General features: G+C 67.4%; 14 protein-coding genes and 7 pseudogenes. 5 read left to right on the forward strand and 16 right to left on the reverse strand.

Annotated features, from left to right (window positions below):
* Positions 1 to 206: 206 nt before the first annotated feature.
* Positions 207 to 359 (forward strand): annotated as a pseudogene (locus C4B68_RS43820) (GNAT family N-acetyltransferase); the annotation flags it as partial.
* 155 nt (positions 360 to 514) lie between these two features.
* Here C4B68_RS43820 and C4B68_RS38005 read toward each other — a convergent pair.
* From C4B68_RS38005 to C4B68_RS38050, 9 genes and pseudogenes are all read right to left on the reverse strand, one after another.
* On the reverse strand, positions 515 to 1,891 hold the full coding sequence (locus C4B68_RS38005) for a phosphomannomutase/phosphoglucomutase (protein WP_099505658.1): 1,377 nt from the start codon (positions 1,889 to 1,891) through the stop codon (positions 515 to 517).
* A gap of 158 nt (positions 1,892 to 2,049) precedes the next feature.
* A pseudogene (locus tag C4B68_RS43825) lies at positions 2,050 to 2,753 on the reverse strand (alpha-amylase family glycosyl hydrolase); the annotation flags it as partial.
* Between the two features lie 92 nt (positions 2,754 to 2,845).
* On the reverse strand, positions 2,846 to 4,069 hold the full coding sequence (locus C4B68_RS38015; protein WP_104880042.1) for a Gfo/Idh/MocA family protein: 1,224 nt from the start codon (positions 4,067 to 4,069) through the stop codon (positions 2,846 to 2,848).
* Positions 4,066 to 5,139, reverse strand: a complete 1,074-nt coding sequence (locus C4B68_RS38020) for a glycoside hydrolase family 130 protein (protein WP_104880043.1) — start codon at positions 5,137 to 5,139, stop codon at positions 4,066 to 4,068. The genes C4B68_RS38015 and C4B68_RS38020 overlap by 4 nt, the downstream gene beginning before the upstream one ends.
* 6 nt (positions 5,140 to 5,145) lie before the next feature.
* On the reverse strand, positions 5,146 to 6,039 hold the full coding sequence (locus C4B68_RS38025; protein WP_240634572.1) for a carbohydrate ABC transporter permease: 894 nt from the start codon (positions 6,037 to 6,039) through the stop codon (positions 5,146 to 5,148).
* A gap of 1 nt (position 6,040) precedes the next feature.
* Positions 6,041 to 7,000 (reverse strand): carbohydrate ABC transporter permease, encoded by a 960-nt coding sequence (locus tag C4B68_RS38030; RefSeq protein ID WP_099506805.1) that lies wholly within the window; start codon positions 6,998 to 7,000, stop codon positions 6,041 to 6,043.
* A gap of 9 nt (positions 7,001 to 7,009) precedes the next feature.
* Positions 7,010 to 8,287 carry an extracellular solute-binding protein gene (locus C4B68_RS38035; RefSeq protein ID WP_104880030.1) on the reverse strand — a complete coding sequence of 426 codons (1,278 nt, stop codon included), beginning with the start codon at positions 8,285 to 8,287 and terminating at the stop codon, positions 7,010 to 7,012.
* A gap of 281 nt (positions 8,288 to 8,568) precedes the next feature.
* Positions 8,569 to 8,799, reverse strand: coding sequence for a YceI family protein (locus tag C4B68_RS38040; RefSeq protein WP_180289397.1), 231 nt, complete (start codon positions 8,797 to 8,799; stop codon positions 8,569 to 8,571).
* Positions 8,800 to 9,567: 768 nt separating this feature from the next.
* A complete protein-coding gene (locus C4B68_RS38050; protein ID WP_240634608.1) occupies positions 9,568 to 9,993 on the reverse strand; it encodes an OsmC family protein in 426 nt (141 codons plus the stop codon).
* A 358-nt stretch (positions 9,994 to 10,351) separates the two neighbouring features.
* Between C4B68_RS38050 and C4B68_RS43835 the strand changes: the two are divergent.
* Positions 10,352 to 10,477 (forward strand): annotated as a pseudogene (locus C4B68_RS43835) (helix-turn-helix domain-containing protein); the annotation flags it as partial.
* Between the two features lie 47 nt (positions 10,478 to 10,524).
* Positions 10,525 to 10,751 (forward strand): annotated as a pseudogene (locus C4B68_RS43840) (IS5 family transposase); the annotation flags it as partial.
* Positions 10,752 to 10,774: 23 nt separating this feature from the next.
* Here the strand turns inward: C4B68_RS43840 and C4B68_RS38065 are convergent.
* Together C4B68_RS38065 and C4B68_RS38070 are read right to left on the reverse strand one after the other, a co-directional pair.
* Positions 10,775 to 11,272 carry an Ohr family peroxiredoxin gene (locus tag C4B68_RS38065; RefSeq protein ID WP_099506446.1) on the reverse strand — a complete coding sequence of 166 codons (498 nt, stop codon included), beginning with the start codon at positions 11,270 to 11,272 and terminating at the stop codon, positions 10,775 to 10,777.
* A 522-nt stretch (positions 11,273 to 11,794) separates the two neighbouring features.
* Positions 11,795 to 12,691 carry an RNA polymerase sigma-70 factor gene (locus tag C4B68_RS38070; protein WP_099506447.1) on the reverse strand — a complete coding sequence of 299 codons (897 nt, stop codon included), beginning with the start codon at positions 12,689 to 12,691 and terminating at the stop codon, positions 11,795 to 11,797.
* A 647-nt stretch (positions 12,692 to 13,338) separates the two neighbouring features.
* Here C4B68_RS38070 and C4B68_RS43845 point away from each other — a divergent pair.
* Positions 13,339 to 13,552, forward strand: a pseudogene (locus C4B68_RS43845) (hypothetical protein); the annotation flags it as partial.
* Between the two features lie 207 nt (positions 13,553 to 13,759).
* On the opposite strand, the pseudogene C4B68_RS38075 reads toward C4B68_RS43845, so the two are convergent.
* The 3 genes and pseudogenes from C4B68_RS38075 to C4B68_RS38085 all read right to left on the reverse strand — a co-directional run.
* Positions 13,760 to 14,531: pseudogene (locus tag C4B68_RS38075) on the reverse strand (2-oxo acid dehydrogenase subunit E2); the annotation flags it as partial.
* A 115-nt stretch (positions 14,532 to 14,646) separates the two neighbouring features.
* Positions 14,647 to 17,334, reverse strand: coding sequence for a pyruvate dehydrogenase (acetyl-transferring), homodimeric type (gene aceE, locus C4B68_RS38080; protein WP_099506448.1), 2,688 nt, complete (start codon positions 17,332 to 17,334; stop codon positions 14,647 to 14,649).
* A 117-nt stretch (positions 17,335 to 17,451) separates the two neighbouring features.
* On the reverse strand, positions 17,452 to 18,192 hold the full coding sequence (locus C4B68_RS38085) for an SDR family oxidoreductase (RefSeq protein WP_099506449.1): 741 nt from the start codon (positions 18,190 to 18,192) through the stop codon (positions 17,452 to 17,454).
* A 429-nt stretch (positions 18,193 to 18,621) separates the two neighbouring features.
* Here C4B68_RS38085 and C4B68_RS38090 point away from each other — a divergent pair.
* Positions 18,622 to 18,897 (forward strand): annotated as a pseudogene (locus C4B68_RS38090) (cupin domain-containing protein); the annotation flags it as partial.
* A 530-nt stretch (positions 18,898 to 19,427) separates the two neighbouring features.
* On the opposite strand, the gene C4B68_RS38100 reads toward C4B68_RS38090, so the two are convergent.
* Complete coding sequence (locus C4B68_RS38100; RefSeq protein ID WP_099506451.1) at positions 19,428 to 19,901, reverse strand: carboxymuconolactone decarboxylase family protein; 474 nt, start codon at positions 19,899 to 19,901, stop codon at positions 19,428 to 19,430.
* Between the two features lie 461 nt (positions 19,902 to 20,362).
* Positions 20,363 to 21,850 (reverse strand): long-chain-fatty-acid--CoA ligase, encoded by a 1,488-nt coding sequence (locus C4B68_RS38105; protein WP_099506452.1) that lies wholly within the window; start codon positions 21,848 to 21,850, stop codon positions 20,363 to 20,365.
* Positions 21,851 to 22,013 lie beyond the last annotated feature (163 nt).

A 22,013-nucleotide genomic window follows, 5' to 3' on the forward strand; every position in this document is an offset into this window, starting at 1 on the left:
CGCCATGACCAGGTCGCCGACCAGCCAGGGTGCGCCTGCCCCGGTCCAGCGCGGGCGGCCGTTCTTCGCTGCTGAGCACGCGGGGCGCGCACAGCTCACGTACGGCAGGGATACAGGGCCGCTCGTGCGCGCACCGCAGCGGCACACGAACCTGGCCCCATGGGTAGGGCCGGCCGCCGTCGATCAGCCGACTGTCCGCCAGGCGGGGCTCCCGGCAGCTCCGGTGGCTGCACCTTCTGGCATGGGTGCAGGAGTTCGGCTCGACCTGCCGGGTTGCCCGAGCCGAGGACGGTATCCGTGAGGACATCTTCGGGTTCGTCACCCCGAACGGCACCGGGTACGTGCATCTGATCGCTTCGACCTCTCCTGTCCCTGACTGGCCGACTTCATTGGTCATCGCTCACCAGGCCGTTAGCCTGCGCCACTTCGGCGTGGACCGCATCCCCCGACAGCCGAACTGCGTTCGCGGCGTGGGAGCCGTCTACGCACCGGCCTGGAGGAGGCGAGCGTGTCCTCAGGCGCGGACGATCGCCAGCACCTCGTCGCGCAGCCGGGCCACGGTGTCTGCGTCCCGGGCCTCCACGTTGAGCCGCAGCAGTGGCTCCGTGTTGGAGGGCCGCAGATTGAGCCACCAGTCGGCGGCGCTGATTGTCAGTCCGTCGAGCTCGTCGGCGACCGCTTCGTCCCGGCCGGCGAAGGCCTCGCGGACCACGGCAAGCGTGCGCTGCTGATCGTGGACAACGCTGTTGATCTCGCCGGACGCCGCGTATCGCTTGTACGGTCCGACCAGCGAGGACAGCGGTCTCTGCTGGCCGCCGAGGGCGGCGATCACATGCAGGGCCGCCAGCATGCCGGTGTCGGCGTTCCAGAAGTCGCGGAAGTAGTAGTGCGCCGAGTGCTCGCCGCCGAACAACGCGCCGGTGCGCGCCATTTCGGCCTTGATGAAGGAGTGTCCCACCCGGGTGCGGACCGGGGTGCCCCCATGCTCGCGCACCACGTCGGGCACAGCCCGCGAGGTGATCAGGTTGTGGATGATGGTGCTTCCCGGATGGCCGGTCAGCAGGCGGGCTGCGATCAGGGCGGTGACGGCGGACGGCGAGACGGCTTCGCCCCGCTCGTCGACGACGAAACAGCGGTCCGCGTCACCGTCGAAGGCCAGGCCCAGATCGGCCCCGGTCTCCCGCACCTTGTGCTGCAGATCGACGATGTTCTTCGGGTCCAGCGGGTTGGCCTCGTGGTTGGGGAAGGTGCCGTCAAGCTCGAAGTACATCGGGACGACCTCCACCGGTAGGTCACGGAACACCGCGGGGGTGGTGAGACCGCCCATGCCGTTGCCCGCGTCCACCACGATCTTCAGCGGGCGGATCACGGAGATGTCCACCAGCCCCAGGAGATGGGCGGCGTAGTCCCCGAGCATGTCCCGTTGGGTGAGGGAGCCCGGCGCGCGCTTGATGGCGGGCAGCCCCCGACCGGCGGACCAACGCTCCGCGAGTGCGCGGATCTCCCGTAGACCAGTGTCCTGGCCGACCGGTGTCGCGCCCGCTCGGCACATCTTGATGCCGTTGTAGCGGGCGGGGTTGTGGCTCGCGGTGAACATCGCGCCGGGACGCCGCAGCTTGCCGCTGGCGAAATACAGCCCGTCGGTGGAACACAGGCCGATCTCGGTCACGTCGGCGCCGCGCCCGGCCGCGCCCTCCGCGAAGGCGCGTGCCAGCCCCGGGGAACTGGGGCGCATGTCGTGCCCGGTCACGATCGCGTCCGCGCCGGTCGTCTCGACGAAGGCGGCGCCGAACAGCCGGGCGAGGCCCTCGTCGAGCTGATCGGGAACGATGCCGCGGATGTCGTAGGCCTTCACCAGGCCGGAGAGGTCAACGCTGGGCCGTTCACTCACTGTCGTACTCCTTGTGCGTTATCCATACGGCCGTGTCCTGCGGGATGCTGTGGCCATCGAGTGGTGCGCTGGACAGCAGCACGTCGGCGTCGTCGTCCAGTGGGACCGGCTGCGCACCGAAGTGCACCACGCACCGCAGGCGTGCGCCACGTTCGAAGCTGTTGCATCTCGCCGGGGCTGACACAGCGTGCCAGCCGCTCGCGGTCGAAGACGCCGGCTTCGGCCACCATGACCCGTTCGCCTGGGGGCACCGCGCCGGGGGCGCGGGTTGGCGGTCCAGCCAGTGATTCATGATCCGCTCGAAGTCGGCGACGACCTCAGGGGCGCGCCAGTTCAGATCCGACTGTTCCGGCGCGTGCAGGTGCAGGTACCACTCACCAGGACAGCCGTCCGGCTCCTGGACCCTGGTCCAGGCAGGGCCGCCGGACGCGGACTGCCAGTCGCTGGTTGGCAGTTCGCCGTCTTGGCCGCGCCCCGGCCGGAAGACGTACCGCTCCCTGGCCGACGAGCCCGGCTCGGCGGCGACCGCCTCGCGAAACCAGGGGTGCTGATCGGAGGTGTGGTTGGGGACCAGGTCCACCAGGACCTTGATGCCCAGGGCGTGGGCCCGCTCCACCAAAGAGTTGAAGTCGGTCGGTCTTCCGAGGTCGCGCGCCACTGCGGTGTGGCCGGTGATGTTGTAGCCGCCGTCCGCCAGCGGCGAGGGGGAGAACGGAGTGATCCACACCGCGTCGACGCCGAGATGCCGCAGATGCCCGAGCCGCGCCGTGGCACCGGGGAGGTCCCCCACGCCGTCCCCGTCGCTGTCGGCGAAGGCGCGGGGGTAGATCGCGTAGGAGACGGCGTCCCGCCACCATGGGATGGCGCTGTCGGGTCGGCCGGCACTGCCCGTCCCGGGCCGGGTGACTGCCGGGTCCGGGACGGGGTGACCGGGGCCCGGGGTTGCGAGCGCGGTCATCCGGCTTCTCCCACGGTCGAGGTGGACGGGATGGTCACGGGCAGTGTGCGACCGGTCTCCGCCGACCGGGTGGCCGCCTCCGCCACCGCGACGGCGGCCAGCCCGGTGCGGGCGTCGGCCTGCGGGGTGCCGCCGTGTGCCGCGCAGTGCAGGAGGTCGGTCATGGCCGCCCGCACGCTCTCGGCGTACACATGCGGTTTGCAATTCTCGCCGCCCAGGTCGACGACGCAGTCGACCCGGTGCGGGACGCTGCGCGTGATCCCCCGGCCGGAGGCAGGACGGTCCGAGCCGGCGTGGCGTGCCACGGACACTGTGATGTGCTCCTGGCCGTGCGGGCGCAGTCCGGGAACCGCGAGCAGTTCGGCGGTCCGTGCGGGCAGCGCCTCCCAGCCGGCCGCGCCCGCGTCGTCGGTCCACGCGGTGACCGTCGCGTGCGTCGGGATCCAGCCGGTGACCCGGGCTTCGGCGAAGCCGTAGTCGAGCCGCATCATCTGGCGCTCGGCGCGGTGGGCGTGGGTGAAGGAGTGGGTGTGGGTGGCCACGGCGCCGCCGGGGTGGGTGGCGGTGGCCACCACGATGTCCACCGGGCCGCCGTCCCGCCGCACCGCGGTGCCCTGCACCTGCAGGGGGTTGCTGCCCGTCAGGGTGTTGGCGGCGTCGAAGAAGTGCACGCCGTGTTCGATGTGGATGCCGCCGCTGTGGGCCGGGTCCCAGAACCAGTGGTCTGGGCCCAGGTCCTCGTCCGAGGCGTCGTTCTCGAAGGCGAACCGCCGCAGCGGGTCCAGCAGGTTCTCCTGCCCGAGCCGCTGGAGCAGCCGCAGGATCGGGTTGTAGCGCAGCACGTGGTCGACGACGAACACGCCCGGCGCGCGGTCGGCCTCCTCCGCGACGCGCGCGGCGTCCTCGACGGTGAGCGCCATGGGCTTCTCGCAGAAGACGTGCTTGCCGGCGCGCAGGGCGGCCACCGCGGCGTCCGCGTGGGCGGCCGGCGGGGTGGCCAGCACGACCACGTCGACATCCGGGAGCGCGGCCACGTCCTCCACGCTCGCGTGGACGGCCGCGCCGTACCGGCCGGCGAGCGTCTCCGCCCGTCGCCGGTCGGCGTCGGCGCACGCGACGACCCGCAGTGAGGGGATGTCGCGTATCGCGTCCAGGACGAACGTGCCGAAGGCACCGCAGCCGACCAGCGCGACGGCGTGCCCGGTGGGGCCGGGAGTCACTCGGACCGGTCCAGGCGGGCCACGCCGATGTGTGCGTCGGCCATGCCGTAGAAGACGTAGCGCACGCCGTCGATCTCCTCGATGGCGGTCGGGAAGACCACGTTGGGCACGGTGCCGGAGCGCTCTTCTGCGGTTTCCGGGGCCATGAGCGGTTCGGCGGTGCGGGCGATGACGCGGGCCGGGTCGGCGGGGTCGAGGATCATCGCGCCGGCCGCGTAGTTGACGGTCTGCACCTGCGCGAAGGGGTCCTCGATGGCGCCGGAGACACCGTGGTGGATGAGCAGCCAGCCCTCGTCGACCCGGACGGGAGCCGGACCGGCGCCGATCTTGAGCTCCTCCCAGGGGTACTCGGAGAGTGCGACCAGGCGGTGGTGGCGCGGCCGGGTCAGTGCGCGGATGTCGTGCTTGACCTCGTCGACGGGCACGTAGGAGATCCAGATGCCGGGGCGTTCGTCGCTCACGCTGGCGGGCAGGTGCACGCCCTCGCCGGGCCGGAACCAGCCCAGGTCCCACATCGGGCGGTGCAGCATGGCGTAGTACAGCGCGCCGTCCGGGCCCGGCACGGGCTCGGGGAAGTGCACGACGTCCTTGTTCGGGAAGAGGTTGAGGTCGGTGTCCAGGTCGGGCTGGTAGGCGAACTGGACCGGGCCGAGGCGCTCCCAGTTGACCAGGTCCTTTGAGACGGCGAGGGCGGGCTTGGGGCCGAGCGGCCCGTAGGCCACGTAGGACATGACGTACCGGCCCAGGTCCTCGATCCAGGTGGTGCGGGGGTCCTCCACGCCGGCGTTGTTCTTGCCGCGTTCCCAGCCGGCGTCCGGGGCGAGGACCACGCCGCGCCGCTCGACGCCGGTGGGCACGCCGTCCTCCAGGGTGACTTCGGCGAGCCCGACGCGGGAGACGTTGCCCTGCGCGACCAGTCGCGGCAGCAGGTGGAGCCTGCCGTCGGGGGTGCGGCCGGAGGCCGGGTTGAGTACGCCCTCGACCTCGTGGGCCTGGCCGGGCAGCGGGGACATCACGACGCCGACCCGGGTCAGGCGGTAGGGGATGGGGGTGGTGGTGCTGTGGGACACAGGGGTTCAGCCCTTCGTTGCCGAGTCGATGTCGGAGGAGGTGAAGCGGCTCTGGAAGACGATGTAGAGGGCGACCGCGGGTGCGGCGAGCACGCAGGCCCCGGCGAGGATGGCGCCGAACGGGTTGGCGGCGGCGGAGGCGACGGTGCTGATGTAGTTGGCCAAAGAGACGGCCAGCGGCTGCATGTCCTGCTGCTTGGTGACAAGGAACGGCCAGAGGAACTCGTTCCACGGCCCGGTGAAGCTGAGCAGCACCACCGACAGCAGGGCCGGCTTGCACAGCGGTATCGCGATGCGGAACAGGATCTGCAGTTCGCCGGCGCCGTCCATGCGGGCCGCCTCGAACATCGCGGCCGGCAGTTGCAGGAAGAACTGGCGGAAGATGAAGACGGCGGTGGTGTTGATCGCGAAGGGCAGGATCATGCCGAGGTAGGAGTCGGCGAGACCGTAGTCGCGGACGATCAGCACATACAGCGGGATCATCAGCAGCTGGAAGGGCACGGTCTGGACCAGGAGCACCAGGGCGAAGGTCGAGCCGCGGCCCCGGAACTGCAGACGCGCCAGCGCGTAGCCCGCGAGGAGTCCGAACACGGTGGTGCAGACGATCACGCCGCCGGTGAAGATGCCGGAGTTGATAAGCGAACGCCCCAGCGAGATCGCCGAGTTGATCGCCGCGTAGTTGTCCAGGCTCAAATTCCCCGGGTTCGGGAACGCCCCGGCCGGGCTGGAGTCGGGCTCCTTCTGCAAGGAGCCGATGATCATGTAGTAGAAGGGGAAGAGGAAGGCGAACGCCCCGATGAGCAGCGCGATCTTCGACCAGAGTGGCCCGGACGCGGATCGCGCGGCGTGAGCCGCGTGCCGGCGCTTTTTGGCGGATGAGGGTGTGACGTCGGTGGTCATCTCAGTCCCTCTCCAAGAAGCGGCGGTAGATGAGCGAGAGCGCGGTGATCAGCACCACGAGGATCACGCCGATGGCGGCCGCCTCATCCGGGTGCCCCTGCTGGAGACCCCGCTGGTACATCAGCAGGACCGGCGAGGTCGTCGCCCCGTCGGGCCCGCCGCCGCTGGTGAGCAGATAGGGCTCGGTGAACAGGTTGGCGCCGGTGATCGTGGCCAGGATCAGGACCAGCAGCGTCGCGGGGCGCACCGTGGGCACGGTGATCGACCGGAACGTCCGGAACCGGCCGGCACCGTCGAGGGCCGCCGACTCATACAGCTCGTTGGGCACGTTCTGCAGCGCCGTCAGATACAGCACCACGAAGAAGCCCAGCTGCTTCCAGGCCACGAAGACCGCCACGACCGGCATCGCCAGATGGGAGTTCACCAGCCACGAGGGGTCCGGAGCCAGCGGCCCAAGAGCCTGGTTCACCAGACCGTTGGTGTTGAACAGGAACAGCCACACACCCACGACCGCGACACTCGCCGTGATGTAGGGGATGTAGTACGCCGTCCGGAAGAAGGACCGAAACCGCAGCTTCTTGTTCAGCGCACTGGCCAGGACCAGTGAGGCCACCACCGTCAGCGGCACGTTGATGACCAGGAAGACGGCGATGTTGACGAAGGAACGCCACACGTCCGGGTCGGTGAGCACCGTCGTGTAGTTGTCCAGCCCCACGAAGGGCCGGTCGACCTGTACACCGGGAGCGGCGAAAAAGTAGTCGTGGAAGGACATCCACACGGCGAAGCCGAGCGGATACACGAAGATCGCCGCCAGGTAGAGCAGGTACGGCGAGACGAACAGCATCCCGACCGGCTGGTGCCCGCCGAGCCGCAACCGCCACGGCTGCCGGGGACCCAGCGCCCTACGCGCGGCCCCGGCGGCACGCCGGAGCCGGTGAGTGCCAGAGGTGGTGGAGGACATGGCGGCTGCTCACTGGCCTTCCGCGAGCTTGTCCACCTTGCCGGCGGCGTCCTTCAAGGTGGCAGCAAGGTCACCCTTACCGAAGATCACGGCCTTGGTGTAGGCGTCGCGGAACGTCTGCCATACCTCGACCGAGTTCGGCACGTTCGGCGCCTCGATGGTGTGCTCGGCCTGCTGCGCGAACACCTCATAGTCCTTGTGCGAAGCGAAGTAGGACGGGTAGGCGGACGTCAGGCCGGTGCGCATCGGCATCTGCCCGGTCGCCTCCAGCAGCTTGCCGTCCTGCTCCTTGCCGGTGGCGAACTTCATGACGTCCCAGGCCGTCCCGCGGTTCTTGCAGGAGGCGTACATGCCGATGGACTTCTCGTCGCTGAAGGTGCCCTTGCCGGCCGCACCGTCGGCAGTCGGCACCGGCACGGCACCCCACTCGACCTTGTCGCCGTAGACAGAGACCGCCCACGGACCCACGGTGGCCATCGCGGACTTGCCCTCACCGAAGGCGTCGCCGTTGAAACTCTCCTTCGGCGCCAGGCCGTCGGCATACATGGTCTTCCACAACTGGGCGGCCTTGATGCCCTCGGGCGAGGCGAACTGGGCCTTGCCGTCCTCGACCAGCTGCCTGCCGGTCTGCGCCGTGAACATCGGGTAGTAGTCGAACCAGGACTGGTAGAACTCCGACGTCGGAGCCGGCCAGATCGCAGCCTTGGCGGCCTTGCTGCCGACCAGCTTGCGCGACGTCTGCAGGAAGTCCTGGTAACTGGACAGCTTGGGGTGCTCCGCGTCCAGCCCGGCCTTCTTGAACAGCTCCTTGTTGTAGAAGATCATCACCGGGTTGCTCTTCCACGGCATCTGGTAGTACTTGCCGTCCGGCGACGCGTACTGGGAGAGCCTGCCGCCGACGCGCTCCTGCAGATACTTCTTGCCGTCGGGGAACTCGTCGAGCGCAACCAGGCCGCCCTGCTTCTGGAACCCGGGCACGGCCGCCGGAGCGGTGTTCAGGACCAGGCACGGCGCGTTACCTGCAGTGATCGCCGCACCGATGACCTCCTCGGAGCTCTTGCCCGCGGGGATCTCCTGCGCGCTCACCTTCTCCTTGGGATGGGAGGCGTTCCAGTCCGCCACCATCTCCTTGCCCCACGCAACTTCCTGCGCGTTGTTGGAGTACCAGATCGTGATCGGGCCACGGGCGTCATCAGCGGCGCTACCGGAGTCCGATCCGGTACCACTGCCGCACGCGGTCAATGCCACAGCCGCTGCCGGCAGCATGGCGAGGAGGGCCTTCTTCATGGGAGGATCCGTTTCTTACTGGGCGTCATCAGTTGGCGGGTACGACATCGCTGGGCTGTCGTCGGCCGCCTTCATGGGGGGAGAGAAAGTCTGGGGACCGCCGGCATCGGCGGTCTTAGAGCCGCACGCGCTCGGGCGGGGCCAGTCGAACCGCGTATCACCAGCGTGGCCGGCTCCAGCTCCACGTCGGCGGTGGTGCCCCGCTCAATGAACTCCACCAGCGCCTGGGCGGCGGCCCGGCCGGGGCGGGCCCAGTGAGAAGCACCGCGGCGATGGGACGCCTACAGGCGTCTCCCGGTCCAGGCAGTTTCTGCCTGGATCAGCTGTACAGCAGAGATGTCGAGAATCAGCTTCCCCTTGCCGCTGATCAGAGCTCCGCCTGTTGCCAGGGGCGTGTTCCAGTCGAGTCCCCAGTCGGAGCGCTGCAGGGTGGCCGTGCCCTCGAAGCCGACACGGTTCTGGCCGAGGGGGAACGTCGCTGAGTCGAGGAAGTCCGGGCCGGTGACATGCACGTCCTCCGGAGAGCCCGTGTCAAAACTGCCGGCCTGGACACCATACGTCGAAGCCTGGACCCGTGAGAGATGAAATGAAACGGCTCGTCCCGGCGAGGAAGGCCAACGCAGCGTCCGTTCAGCGGTGGGGCGAAACTGCGGCCGGAGTGCCGGGATGGCACCTGCCTGCCGACACGGGCCACCTGCGGGACCTACTGCTGCGCGAGCCAGTCTGCGAACCCGGTAACGGCGATGTGCGCGTCAGGACCCGGCAGGAGCGCCGGCTCTCCTGCAGGAGCTCGGTGCCGACCGCAGACACCGCCACGTGGTGCATCACGCCGGTGTTGGGCGCGGCCGCGACTGCCTCGTGCCCGTTGAGCTTGCCGACCGGCTTTGAGCCGGCCAGCCCGGTTCCACCGATCACTAGGACCCTCATAGTTGAATCCTCTCGCAGGTTTTCATGGTGCGGCGCGCTCCTGCGAAGAGCTGCTCAACCGGCACCGAACGAATTCGGTCTGCAGTAGAAGAGACAGGATGGCGGCTCTGCTTGTGACAGGGGTTCACAAGAAACGGGAAAAATCACCGATGCGGCCCTCAGGGGCCTGGTCGCACGAGATAGTGCGGCTGTTCATTCGCCCGCGTCACGACTCCGCAGGCGGTTACCGTGTGTGCTCGAAGGAGACCACACGAGACTGACCCGCGAGTGCGTGGACTGCCGTGCGTGCGAGCCCGTCTGCCAAGACACCCGTCCCAGGGGGTGACGGGGGACCGCAACCGCGCAGGGCCGGGTCACTGCGGCAGTGACTGGCTGCGGGACGTATGGGGCCTCGCCACAACAGTGGGCACGGTGATGACCGAGGCCGCCTTGGTCAGGAGACGTTGCACAGGACAGCGTCCGGCAACTGCCAGCAATTGCTTTATGCGGGCAGGCTCCAGATCGCCGGTCAGCCGGATGTTCTTGATGATCTGTCCTTGCGGATCGAACCGCACAGCCACATCGACTTGGTCGAGCGGCCAAGCGTGCCGGTCCGCATATGCCCGGACGGCCATGGAGGTACACGACCCCAGCGCGGCCAGGAGCAGTTCTCCGGGGGTGGGACCCGTATCGGTGCTGATGGGCTGGGGTTGGTCCGCAGTCAATGTATGAGGACCGACCGCAATGGAACGGGCGAGACGCTGGCCTTCGCCTTCGCCTACTGACACGATGCGTGCCATCATCATCTTCCTTTCAGGCAAGCCACACTGCTGTCTGGCCTGTGATCACCAAGCGGTTTTGTCGGGATGTTGTGACTCTTCCCTTTCCTGTTGAGACAGGAAGGATATCTCTGATGTGACACAGAGGCCGTCACACAGTGCAGCGCTGCCTGTTCCTATAGACAGACCGAGCCCGAAAACCACTGCTGAGCAAGTCAGACCGAACGCGCAGGACGTCTCATGCCCACGGCTGCGGAACAGAGAGCCATGCGCGAGGAATCCCGAGGCATCCACATCGGGACGGACGACATGAAACGCGCCGTGGCCATGCATCGCAGGTGCTCCGTGCACACGCTGTGGAGCCGGTGTTCTCGGTACGGAAGCCGAGTCGGCCAAGGGGTCGGTCGCACACGGCTGGCCGGATCAGCGATGGACGCTGACGAGGATCAAGACCGTGATCGGGCGGCGGTTCCACAAGAGTTACACCCTGCTAGGGGTGCGCAAGAGAAAGGACCCGAACCACGGGCACCTCGTCGGCGCCCTACTTCACTCGCCGCATGGCAGAAGGACGACATCTTCGACCAACTCAACGACCTCCTACGCCAGTTGGTACATGAGGCCGAAGGCCGGGACACCGAGCCGAGCGCCTGCGTGCTGGACGCCCAGAGCATCAAAACCTACGCGAACGTGCCCGCCGCGGACCAGGGCGTCGACGCGGGTAAGAAAATCGCAGGCCGCAAGAGCCACCTCGCGTCGACACCCTCGGCCTGCTCCTGGCCTCTGGGGCACCGCCGCCTCGATTTCAGGGAGCCAACGTGATGGTTGTCGGCGTTCCCTGCAGGGCCATCTTCGTGTAGGGGCACAGTGAGTCGGCCTTCTCCAGAAGCGGAGCGGCGATCTCCGGAGCGACGCCCGGCCACTTGACCGACAGATCGACGTGCAGCAAGTAGCCGCCGTCTCCCGGGTCCCGCCCGAGTGCTACGGTCGCCTCCACAGAGATCGCGGCAGGGTCGAGGGCCGCTTGTCGTGCCGCCAGGCTCAGGGCCCCGTGGAAGCAGGCTGCGAATGCGGCGCCGAACAACTGCTCGGGGTTGGTTCCCCGGCCGTCCCCACCGAGCTCGGCAGGCATGCGCAGGCTGAGGTCCAGGACCCCGTCGGCTGACCGAGCTCTCCCCGAGGCCCGCCCGTGCCCGGCTATGCCGCCGCTGACGGTCACAGTCGTCGTGTAGATGGCGGAGAAGGACGCCCCATCGAAGTCCTTGTCAGTGGACAGATTGGGCAACTGGTTCGGCTCGGTCACAGCATGACTCCGGCGTTGTTGCAGTACGCGACCTGGCCCGACAGCACGCAGGGAGCGCGCAAGACGGTGGAAGGGGCGAGGCCTGCCCCTGCAGGAATCATCTGTCGGCCGGCAGGGCGATACACCCATCCGCGGGTAGGGCTCACTGTGCCGGTCATGACAATCGTCACGTCATCTGTCCTTCAAGTCATGGAGAACCTGGGGTTACGGACGACTAAGTGACCGACAAGTCACGCCCCTTGTGACACATACGGGGCTTCATCCAGGGCCAGGGCCAGGGCCAGGGCCAGGGCCAGGGCCAGGGCCTTGTGCCTTCGGTCAAGCAGGAGATGGCGTGCCGTCACGCGCTCATCGACGAAGCGGGAAAGGGAAGCGTTCTTGCTGCGGGCGACAACGGAGCGTCGGACGCCAAGCCCGGGCGCACCTGAGGGAGCGGGGCGCTGTGCCGTAGAACAGCGAGACCTGCCGCCAAGCATGCTGTTCTGCCCATGGGCCGCAGGCCCCGCTGACCGTGAGCGGTGTTCAGCCGCCCAGTGACGCCACATATGGCGATAGCTTGGCCGGATTCATCACCCACATGAGCTGGTCGATCCCTTCCGCCGACACATCGATGGACAGCAAGGCCAGGGGGTTCCCGCCGTACGAGACAAGAACGGCCGGCTGGCCATTGGCCTCGACCCACCGACTGTCCGTGCCGGTCCAGAAACGCGGCGCGAAGGCAACAAGATACTTGGAGACGTGCGGGCGTCCGACGACCGGTATCTTCGTTGCGCGCACCGCCCCTCCGCCGTCGGAGTAGCTGACGACGTCCGCAGCGAGAACATCCTCGAGCACCGTGAGATTGCCCGTCTGTGCTGCGGTGAGGAACACTTCCAGCAGGCGCCGGTGATCAGCCGGGCTGACCTGCTCCCTGCGCTCGGCGGCCAGGTGCTTGCGCGCACGGCTCACCAGCTGGCGGGTATTGGCCTCACTCGTATCCAGGATGTCTGCGACCTGCTTGTAGGGGTAGTCAAAGGCTTCCCTCAGGACATAGGCGGCCCGTTCCACCGGGTTCAGCTTCTCGAGGAGGACGAGAACCGCCAGTTCGAGTGCCTCAGCCCGTTCCGCCCCCAGGTGCGGGTCCAGACTGGTATCAACCGGCTCGGGAAGCCACGGGCCGGTGTACGACTCCCGCCGCACCCTGGCGGACTGGGCAAAGTTAATTGCCAGACGCGCGGTGACGGTGGTCAGGAAGGCTGTCGGCTCAACGATGTTCGTGCGGTCGGCGTTCTGCCACCGCAGCCACGTTTCCTGAAGGATGTCCTCGGCTTCCACAGAGCTGCCCAGCATGCGGTACGCGATACCGAAGAGCTGCGGGCGCGCTGCGAGGAAATCCCTCGTCGCCTGGTCAAGGGAGTCGGCGTCATCCCCAGCGTGCATGGTTATCCCTTCCGGCCCCCGACGTCACCATGCTACAAGCGGCTACGGCAGCGTGCGCCCGCGCCCCTGGGTGGCTCACACAGCGACCCCAACCTGGTGGTCCGAGCCCGGTCCAGTCCGAGGAAGAAAGCGAGCGGCCGGTTGAGGCGGCGCGCAGAACCCGCAGAAATCCTGCCACTCCAGGCATACCATGCTTCCCTCGTGTCACACATCCGGTGCCTCTCCTGTCTGATGTACGAACCACGGAGGGCGGGCGGAACAGGAATTGAGGGCGGGGTATGGCACCGAGCTCGAACGGTGAAGCGCGCTCGGGGCCGCCGGCGTGTGGATGCGCCTCCCGCGGCCGAGTGCTTAATGGGCGGGAACGGTTTTCCGTGACTCAGACTCTTTCTCGGGTGCCTATAAGGGCTGGCTTGAGGCCTTGCTGAAATGTGCCGGACAGTGCCTATTCGCTGCACGAAAGCCTTGATATGGCCAGCGTATTTTCACCGTCAGGTGTACGTGACCGCAATCCGCACGGATTTGGTTTCGAGGGGGTCGTGGATTTGGACGGATTCTTCCCTTGCCGTGACCTCAGCCTGCTCTTGATATCGGAAGACGAGCGAGAGCCTGCCGCTGTTCGGCACGTGCTATCGCCGACTGGCGCAAGGACTGACTCCACCACACGGCTCGGCGAGGAGGGCCTCCTCCGGCTGGCGACGCAGTACTCGCACTTGCCGTCCCAGGAATTCATCGATTCTCGGCGCTTTGGTTGCGGACGCCGCGTCCATGGCTGCTCCCTTCGGAGGGCTGGCAGATGACGTGACCGTCCTCCATCTGGGTCGGAGTCCGCTGAGATCCCCTCGGGGGCGCGAAGCATGAATGGTGCTCCTACCACCGTCTGAGGAACAAGTGTCTGAAATCCGAGGGAACACGAGCACCGTCGGCGCTCCATGAACGGTGCCCTGTGTCACACAAGTGACCTCGAGGCCGTCGGCCTCGGCGCCGAAAACGGAACCGAGGCCGGCAAACAGGGTCCTTCGCTCTGGCTGATGGCTGGTGCGGCGCAGGTTCACCGCACCAATACCCTCATGAACCTGTGCCGGGGAACAGGTCGTTGGTGAACGCGGCGGTTTCCAGGATTGCCTTGACCGCAGTCAGGTAACGGGCGGCGTCCGCTCCATCCACCAGGCGGTGATCGTATGACAGCGACAGGTAGACCATGTTGTGAATGCCGATGACCGTGTCTCCGTCAGCTTCGGCGACCGCGGGGCGCTTGACCGTGGCACCGATGCCCAGGATGGCGACCTGGTGTGGCGGCACGATGACCGTGTCGAACAGGGCACCGCGGGAACCCGTGAGGAAAGGTCAACGCCGTTCCCTGCCGCAAGTTTCCGTACCAGCGGGGTCACATACACGTCTCCCGCCCTGTCGCCGCTGGAGGCAGGGGCAGCGGGGGGCCGCTACGGCCTGAGGCGCAGGCACGGGGGCGAGAGCGGCGGGTGCCGCCACGGGCGGGGGTTCAACGGGCTGACGCGCAGGCACGGGAGCAGGAGTGGCGGGGCCTGCGGTGCGGGTGCAGGAGCCTCGTACACAGGGGTTGGGTCGACAGGACCAGGTGTCGTCGGAGCAGCAGCCGGCGCGCCGATGGCGGCGAGCTTGGCGCCGACCTCGGTCGTCTCATCCTCAGCGATGGTGATCTCCAGCAGTACGCCGTGGCGGGGGAGGGGATCTTGGTGTCGACCTTGTCGGTGGAGACTTCGAGCAGGGGTTCGTCGGCTTGGACCGTGTCGCCGGCCTGTTTCAGCCAATGCGTGACAGTGCCCTCAGTGACACTCTCGCCGAGGGCCGGCAGGGTTACGGAAACCGCTATGATCTCGGTTGCTCCTCACGAATCTGCAGGGCGCCGTGGCACCCTTCTTCTTTCTCATGGCCTGCAGTGCGCAGGTTCAGTTCCAGCACGCTGTAGGTTCGGGTCACCCTTGCCAGCCGTAGCGGTCGCGGGCCTGCAGGACCGCCTCCGGGGCGACTTCTCCGGCCCGGGCCAGTTGGTCCAGGGCCGCCACCACGATCGATTCGGCGTCCACGCGGAAAAAGCGGCGCACCGCTTCCCGGGTGTCCGACAGACCGAAGCCGTCCGTCCCCAGGGACGAGTAGTCCTGCTCGACCCATTGGCTGATCTGGTCGGGTACCTGCCGCATCCAGTCGCTCACAGCCAGGACCGGCCCTCGTGCACCCGAAAGTGCGCGGGTCACGTACGGGACGCGCTCCTCACCGCGTAGCCGCGCACGGTCGGCGCTCAATGCATCGCGGCGCAGTTCCGTCCAGGATGTCACTGACCAGACGTCAGCGTGAACGCCCCACTGGGACTTGAGGAGATCTTGCGCCTCCAACGCCCAGTGGATCGCAGTGCCTGAAGACAGCAACTGGATACGCGGCCCGGCGTCGTTGTACTCAGCCTGCCTGAACCGGTATATACCCCGACGAATTCCCTCTTCTATCGATGGCCCGGGAGGCATGGGCGGCTGCTGCTTCGGCTCGTTGTACACCGTCAGGTAGTAGAAGACGTCCTCGGGCTGCTCACCGTACATCCGCCTCAGCCCTTCCCTGACGATCACCGCGATCACGTACGCGAAGGCCGGGTCGTAGCTCACCGCTGCCGGATTGGTGGATGCCAGCAGGTGAGAATGCCCGTCGGCGTGCTGCAGACCTTCGCCGGTCATCGTCGTACGGCCGGCCGTTGCCCCGACGACGAACCCGCGCCCCAACTGGTCGGCGAGCGCCCAGAACTGGTCACCGGTTCGCTGGAACCCGAACATGGCGTAGAAGATGTAGAAGGGGATCATGGGTTCGCCATGGGTGGCGTACGAGGTGGCCGCAGCGGTGAACTCGGCCATGGAACCAGCCTCGGTGATGCCTTCGTCGATGAGCTGGCCGTTCTTGGCTTCCCGGTAGTAGAGGAGTTGATCCGCGTCGACCGGATCATAGTCCTGGCCGTTCGGTGAGTAGATTCCGGCCGTCGGGAAGAGGGACTCCATGCCGAACGTTCGGGCTTCGTCGGGGATGATCGGCACCCAGCGTTGCCCTGTCTCCTTGTCGCGCATCAGGTCCTTGACCAGGCGGACGAGCGCCGTGGTGGTGGCCACCTCTTGTTTGCCGAAGCCCTTCTCCAGGGTTTCGAAGGGGCGGGACGGCGACTGATCCAGCGGCTTGGCAGCAACCTTGCGTACCGGGGCGGGGCCTCCCAGAGCGGTGCGCCGGTCCCGCAGGTACTGCACCTCCGGCGAATCCTCACCAGGGTGCCAGAACGGCACCTGGTCCCCGCTCAGTGCGCTGTCCGGGATGGGAAGCTCCAACCCGTCGCGCATCTGACGGAACTGCGCCATGGTCAGTTTCTTCATCTGATGGTTGGCGTTGCGCGACTCGAAATCCGGCCCCAGCGTGTGTCCCTTTACTGTCTGGGCGAGGACGACGGTCGGCCCACCCCGGTGCTCGACCGCAGCCCGGTAGGCGGCGTAGACCTTGAGAGGTTCGTGCCCGCCGCGCGAGTTTTCGAACAGATCGGTGAGCTGGGAGTCGCCCAGCCCCGCGGCGATGCCGGAAAGCGCATCGCCGGTGAAGAAGTGTTTGCGTATGTAGGCGGCGTCCCGCGCGGCGTACGTCTGCAACTGGGCATCGGGCACCTCACCGAGGCGGCGGACGAGGGCGCCGCTGGTGTCCTGCTGCAGCACGGGGTCCCAGGCCTCGCCCCAAAGAGACTTCACCACGTGCCAGCCCGCTCCGCGGAACCGGGCCTCAAGTTCCTGAACAATCTTGGAATTCGACCGTACTGGACCGTCCAGGCTCTGCAGGTTGCAGTTGACGACGAAGGTGAGGTTGTCGAGACCCTCACGGGCGGCGAGCGCCAGCGCGGCCGTCGACTCGGGCTCGTCCATTTCTCCGTCCCCGAGGAAGGCCCATACACGTGACCTGGAGGTGTCCTTGATGCCCCGGTCGTGCAGATAGCGGTTGAATCTGGCCTGGTAGACGGCGGCGAGAGGGCCAAGTCCCATGGAAACGGTCGGGAACTCCCAGAGCCACGGCAGACGTCTCGGGTGGGGGTAGGACGGCAGTCCGTGGCCGTCGGCCTCACGCCGGAAACCGTTCAACTGGTCCTCGTGCAGGCGCCCTTCCAGGAACACGCGGGCGTAGATGCCCGGCGATGCATGCCCCTGCAGGTACAACTGATCACCGGAACCGTCCACGTCCTTCCCTTTGAAGAAGTGATTGAACCCGATCTCATAGAGCCATGCCGCCGAAGCGTAGGTGGCGATATGCCCGCCGAGACCCAGGTGGGAGCCGCGGGTCACCATCGCTGCCGCATTCCACCTGTTCAGAGCGGTGATTCGGGACTCCATGGCGATGTCGCCGGGAAAGACCGGCTGGGATGACGCCGGGATCGTATTGATGTAGTCCGAGGAAAGAAGTCGAGGCAGGGCTATTCCGGATCTGGTCGCGTACTCGTGCACACGACGCAGCAGGTAAACCGCCCGATCGGGCCCGGCGTTCTTCATGACAGCGTCGAGTGACGCCTGCCATTCCGCAGTCTCTTCGGCGTCACGGTCGGGCAGCTGGTCGAGCTCGCTCGTCGCAGGGGACTCTGCGGGCCGGGCCGGATCACTCATGGCAGCCTTCCTGTCAAGGTGTGGGGGAGGGGAGAACGACGAGGGCAGACACGGACGTGCTTCCGGTGTCAGTCGGCACGAGGTACGCGTGGCGATGCCGCGGACCACACGGTGGTGTCACCGCCGGGCGAGCCACTGGGCGAATGTCCTGTGACCCACGTGGGCGGGAGTCTCAGGGAGAAGCGTTCGCTCCCGTGTCTCCGCGCCGAAGAACTGGGCGTGCGCATCGGTGACGACGTCTCGTACGCCGCCCTTGGCAGCCAGCAGCATTGCGGTGAGATCGTCGAGACGATACTCCTCTGGCCCGGCGACCTCGACAGTACCGAACAGCGGTACTCCCACGGCGACATGAGCAACCGCAGCGGCGACATCGTCCGTCGACACAGGACGCATCAGGACGGGCGCAGCGTGCACGCCGTCTCCACACGTGCTCATGCGCGCCATGGACTCGACGGATTCGAAGAACGGCGTGGCACGCACGATCGAGTGGGGAATCAGCGAGCGCCGTACGCGGTCTTCCTGCAGCAGCTTCGCACGGAAGTAGCCCGACTGAAGGCGCTCGGCCCCCACGACGGAGAGGATCACGTAATGCTCGGCACCTGCTGAAACCGCGGCCCCCAGGAGGTTGGTTGTAGCGGTGTCGAAGAACTGCAGACTGGTCTCTTCCGCACGTGAGGGCGCATCGGTGACGTCCACCACCACGTCGGCGCCGCGCAGGGCCTCGGCGAGACCAACCCCGGTGATGACATCAACGCCCTCACCGCGTGATACAGGCGCAATCTCCACACCGTGGTCCCGGAGCCTGGCAACCGTCCTGGAGCCGATCAGCCCGGTGGCACCTACGACGACGACTCTCATCTGGGGCCCTTCCCTTCAGGGGGTCAGCGACCCCGTTGGTGTGTTCGTGACGGCGAAGTCAGCCACCCGCTACCTACGACAGCATTCGAGCCATTGTTGTGACACTGTTCGACGAAGCAGCTGATGTGCCTCGACGCATGTCGGGAGCGCAGGCTGGCTGTCGCACGGAGCTGCGCCAACCAGCCTGCGCGCCGAGCGAGTCTTCATGAGGGGCTGAGGCGGCCCGCCACACCTGTCACGGATCCACAGCGCACTCGGTCATCACCATGAAACGGTTGTGGGCCCTGGATGCCCGAACGCAGCTTCCGCCGGGCGGTGTGCCGACCCCATGACACGGTGGACCTATGGAGGTGCAGGACAGTGTCGGACAAGGACTCAGTGGGCGGGGCCAACGAGCAGCCACGGTCCGAAGCGTGGAAGACAGCAGCAATGATGCTGCAGGACGCCAAGCCGCCCTTCATCCCGGAGGGCGCCTCGGCGATGACCATCGTCGTCGAGTGGCCGCCTGGAGACCCTGGGACCCCTCCGCACCGCCACTCGGGGCCGGCGTTCGGGTATGTCATCGAAGGTGCGGTTCGTTTCGAGCTCGAGGGCGAGCCGGAACGTGTGATCGAGGCTGGAGAGACGTTCTGGGAGCCAGGTGGTGACCTGATCCACTACCAGGACGGCAATGCGCGGACGGACGCGCAGACCCGGTTCGTCGTGTGAACGACAGAAAATCCCCCCGTTGGACCGGATCCCGGGTGCCGGGCGCGCTGCGACGACGGCGTCGACTCTTCCTGCGCCCCTCTGCGGGGGTGTGGTTCGCCGCACTCGCATTGCTCCCAACAGGAGCGGTTGTTGCCTGTGATCCGCTGATATAAGCGGGCAGGACGCCGGGCAGGTAGACCAGCCAGTCCTCGCGCGGGGTGCGGCGCCGACCGGTGAACGGGCGTCCCGGCCGGCGCCGCCGGGGATCGGTTCGGCTGCGGCCACCGACATGGACCCCGGCATAGGCCGGGTGACGCAGCATGTTCTGGGAGACGATCCGACTGGGCCGGCGTCAGACCAGCGTCCCGCGCTCGGGACCTTCCCGCACCCGGATGCCCAGTGAGAACTGTCGCCCGAGACTGCGCCTTGACGGAGTGCAGCTGTCCGTTTCAGCGGAACCGGCCTACAGCCGGGAGTCCGTCTCCTCGCCGTAGGTCGGGGCGACGTGGAGACGGACCGTAAGGTGTCCGGTTGTGCCGGGTATCTCAGCCGAACTGGCCGGGCTGGTAGTCCCCGGCGGGCTGCTGGTTGATGACGTTGATGCGGTTGTAGGTGTTGATGACGGCGATGAGCGAGATGAGCGCGACGAGCTGGTCCTCGTCAAAGTGCTTGGCGGCGTTCGCCCAGGCCTCATCCGTGACGCCACCGGCTGCGTCGGCGAGGCGGGTGCCCTGCTCTGTCACCTCCAGCGCGGCGCGTTCGGCGTCGGTGAAGACCGTGGCCTCCCGCCATGCCGCGACCAGGTTGAGGCGCTGCTGGGTTTCTCCCGCGTGGGTGGCGTCCTTGGTGTGCATGTCGGTGCAGAAGCCGCAGCCGTTGATCTGGCTGGCGCGGATCTTCACCAGTTCCTGTGTCGCGGCCGGCAGCGTTGAATCCGACACCACCTTGTTGGCCGAGTTGACGTGCTTCAGCACCTTGGCCGCAAGAGAGTTGCCGAAATAGTTGAGACGCGAATCCATGATGTGATCTCCTCGCCGTATTGCGGATACCTCCCTACTGACCAGCTGAGCCGGCTAACTGTGACAGGCAGGGAAGTGTGACGTGCGTCTCTTTTGGCGTGTCATCGACAATCTTCCCCGGTGAACTCGGTTCGCACAGTGTCTGGGCGTTCGACTGCCGCACCGTGGCAGGCATTCCACTCGAGCCGACGCTCCAACTCCGCCCGTACCAGTGCCGGTCCGGGAGCATGGCGACCACGTAGCCCCGGACCAGTTGGTTGAGGCGATGCATGAATGCGGCGGTGAGGGATACGGCGGGGGACGCCGCTGACGTCCGGCGTTGGTTGAGCGGGTGCTGCCAGGGACTGTGTGATGTCGTGATCACCGCGTCACGGTGCCGCCGTCGGCCGAAGAGCCGTCGAGAACCCGGGTGACGCGTCGGCGTTGCTACGCGTCACCCGGCGGACTCAACCACATCGACCTCACCCCGCCGGCGCGCTGATCTCCCTTTTGAGAATCTTGCCGCTGGGGCCGGTCGGCAGCGTGTCCATGAGCCACACCTCGCGCGGGTACTTGTACGCCGCCACGCGCTCCTTGACGAACTGCTGGAGCTCGTCGGGCGTGGCCAGCGCGCCCGGGCGCAGCACCACCGCGGCCGCGATCTCCTCGCCCAGATGCGCGTCGGCCACGCCCACCACCGCGGCCAGCGCAACGGCCGGATGCTCGTGGAGCACCTCCTCGATCTCGCGCGGGTAGACGTTGTAGCCGCCGCGGATGATCATGTCCTTCTTGCGGTCGACGATGTACAGGTAGCCGTCCTCGTCCTGGCGCGCGATGTCGCCGCTGCGCAGCCAGCCGTCCGGAATGGCGGCCGCCGTCTCCTCCGGGCGGTTCCAGTACCCCTTCATCACGTTCGGCCCGCGGACGGCCAGTTCGCCGATCTCGCCGGGAGCCACGTCCTGGCCCTTGTCGTCGATGAGCCGCACTTCCACGTCCCTGATCGGGGTGCCGATGGACCCGGCCTTGCGCGGCCGGTCGGGGTGATTGAAGGTGACCACCGGACTGGTCTCGGACATCCCGAAGCCCTCCAGCACCACGCAGCCGAAGCGACGCTCGAAGCCGTGCAGGATCTCCACCGGCAGCGAGGCTCCGCCGGAGACGCACATCCGCAGTGTGGACACGTCCGCCTCCGACGGGTGCTGGAGCAGCGCCGCGTACATGGTCGGCACGCCCTCGAAGATCGTCGCCCGGTCACGGGCGATGGCGTCCAGCACGGTTTGCGGGTCGAAGCGGGGGATCAGGGTGAGCGAGGCACCGGCACGGACGGTCACGCTCATCGTGCAGATCTGGCCGAAGATGTGGAACAGCGGCAGACAGCCCACGACCACGTCCTCCGCCGTCATCCGCTGGACATGGACCGCGTTGACCTCGGTGTTGTGCCGCAGCCCGGCGTGGGTGAGTGTGGCGCCCTTGGGGCGGCCGGTGGTGCTGGAGGTGTACAGCAGCACGGCCACGTCCTCGCCGTCCGGCTCACTCACCTCCGGCAGCGGCTCGTGACCGGCCAGCAGTCCCGCGAAGGCGGCGGGCTCGACGGCCATGTGCCGCACCCCGGCGACGGCCGCGCCCTGCCCGCCCTCGCCCGGCGCCTGATGCCACTCGAACAGCAGCCTCGCCCCGGAGTCGCGCAGGTGGTACTCGGTCTCCCGGGTCTTCAGCAGCGGGTTCATCGGCACGACGACCGCTCCGGCGCGCAACACGCCGTAGTACAAGACGACGAACTCGGGAACGTTGGGCAGCATCAGAGCGACCCGGTCTCCCGGCCCTACACCCTCGGCCCGAAGCAGCGCGGCGGCGCGGGCGCTGAGCTCGTCGAGCTCCGCGTAGCTGGTGACCTGGCCCCCCAGTCGCAGCGCGGCGCGTTCCGGCTGCCGCCGTGCCGTCTCCACCAGGAACTCCGCCAGATTGGCCATGACCGCCTCCACGAACGTCGCCGTCGAAATCCGCTGTTCACGTGGACGCAATCGTGCAGATGTCCGTGGCGACGGCCTATATGCGGTCTGACAGCGTCTGGCCTCCCGGATTGTTCCCGAGTACAAAACAGGGGCGCTAAGCTGCGGGAATGAGCCTCTCAGC

Source organism: Streptomyces dengpaensis, from assembly GCF_002946835.1.
Taxonomy (GTDB): domain Bacteria; phylum Actinomycetota; class Actinomycetes; order Streptomycetales; family Streptomycetaceae; genus Streptomyces; species Streptomyces dengpaensis.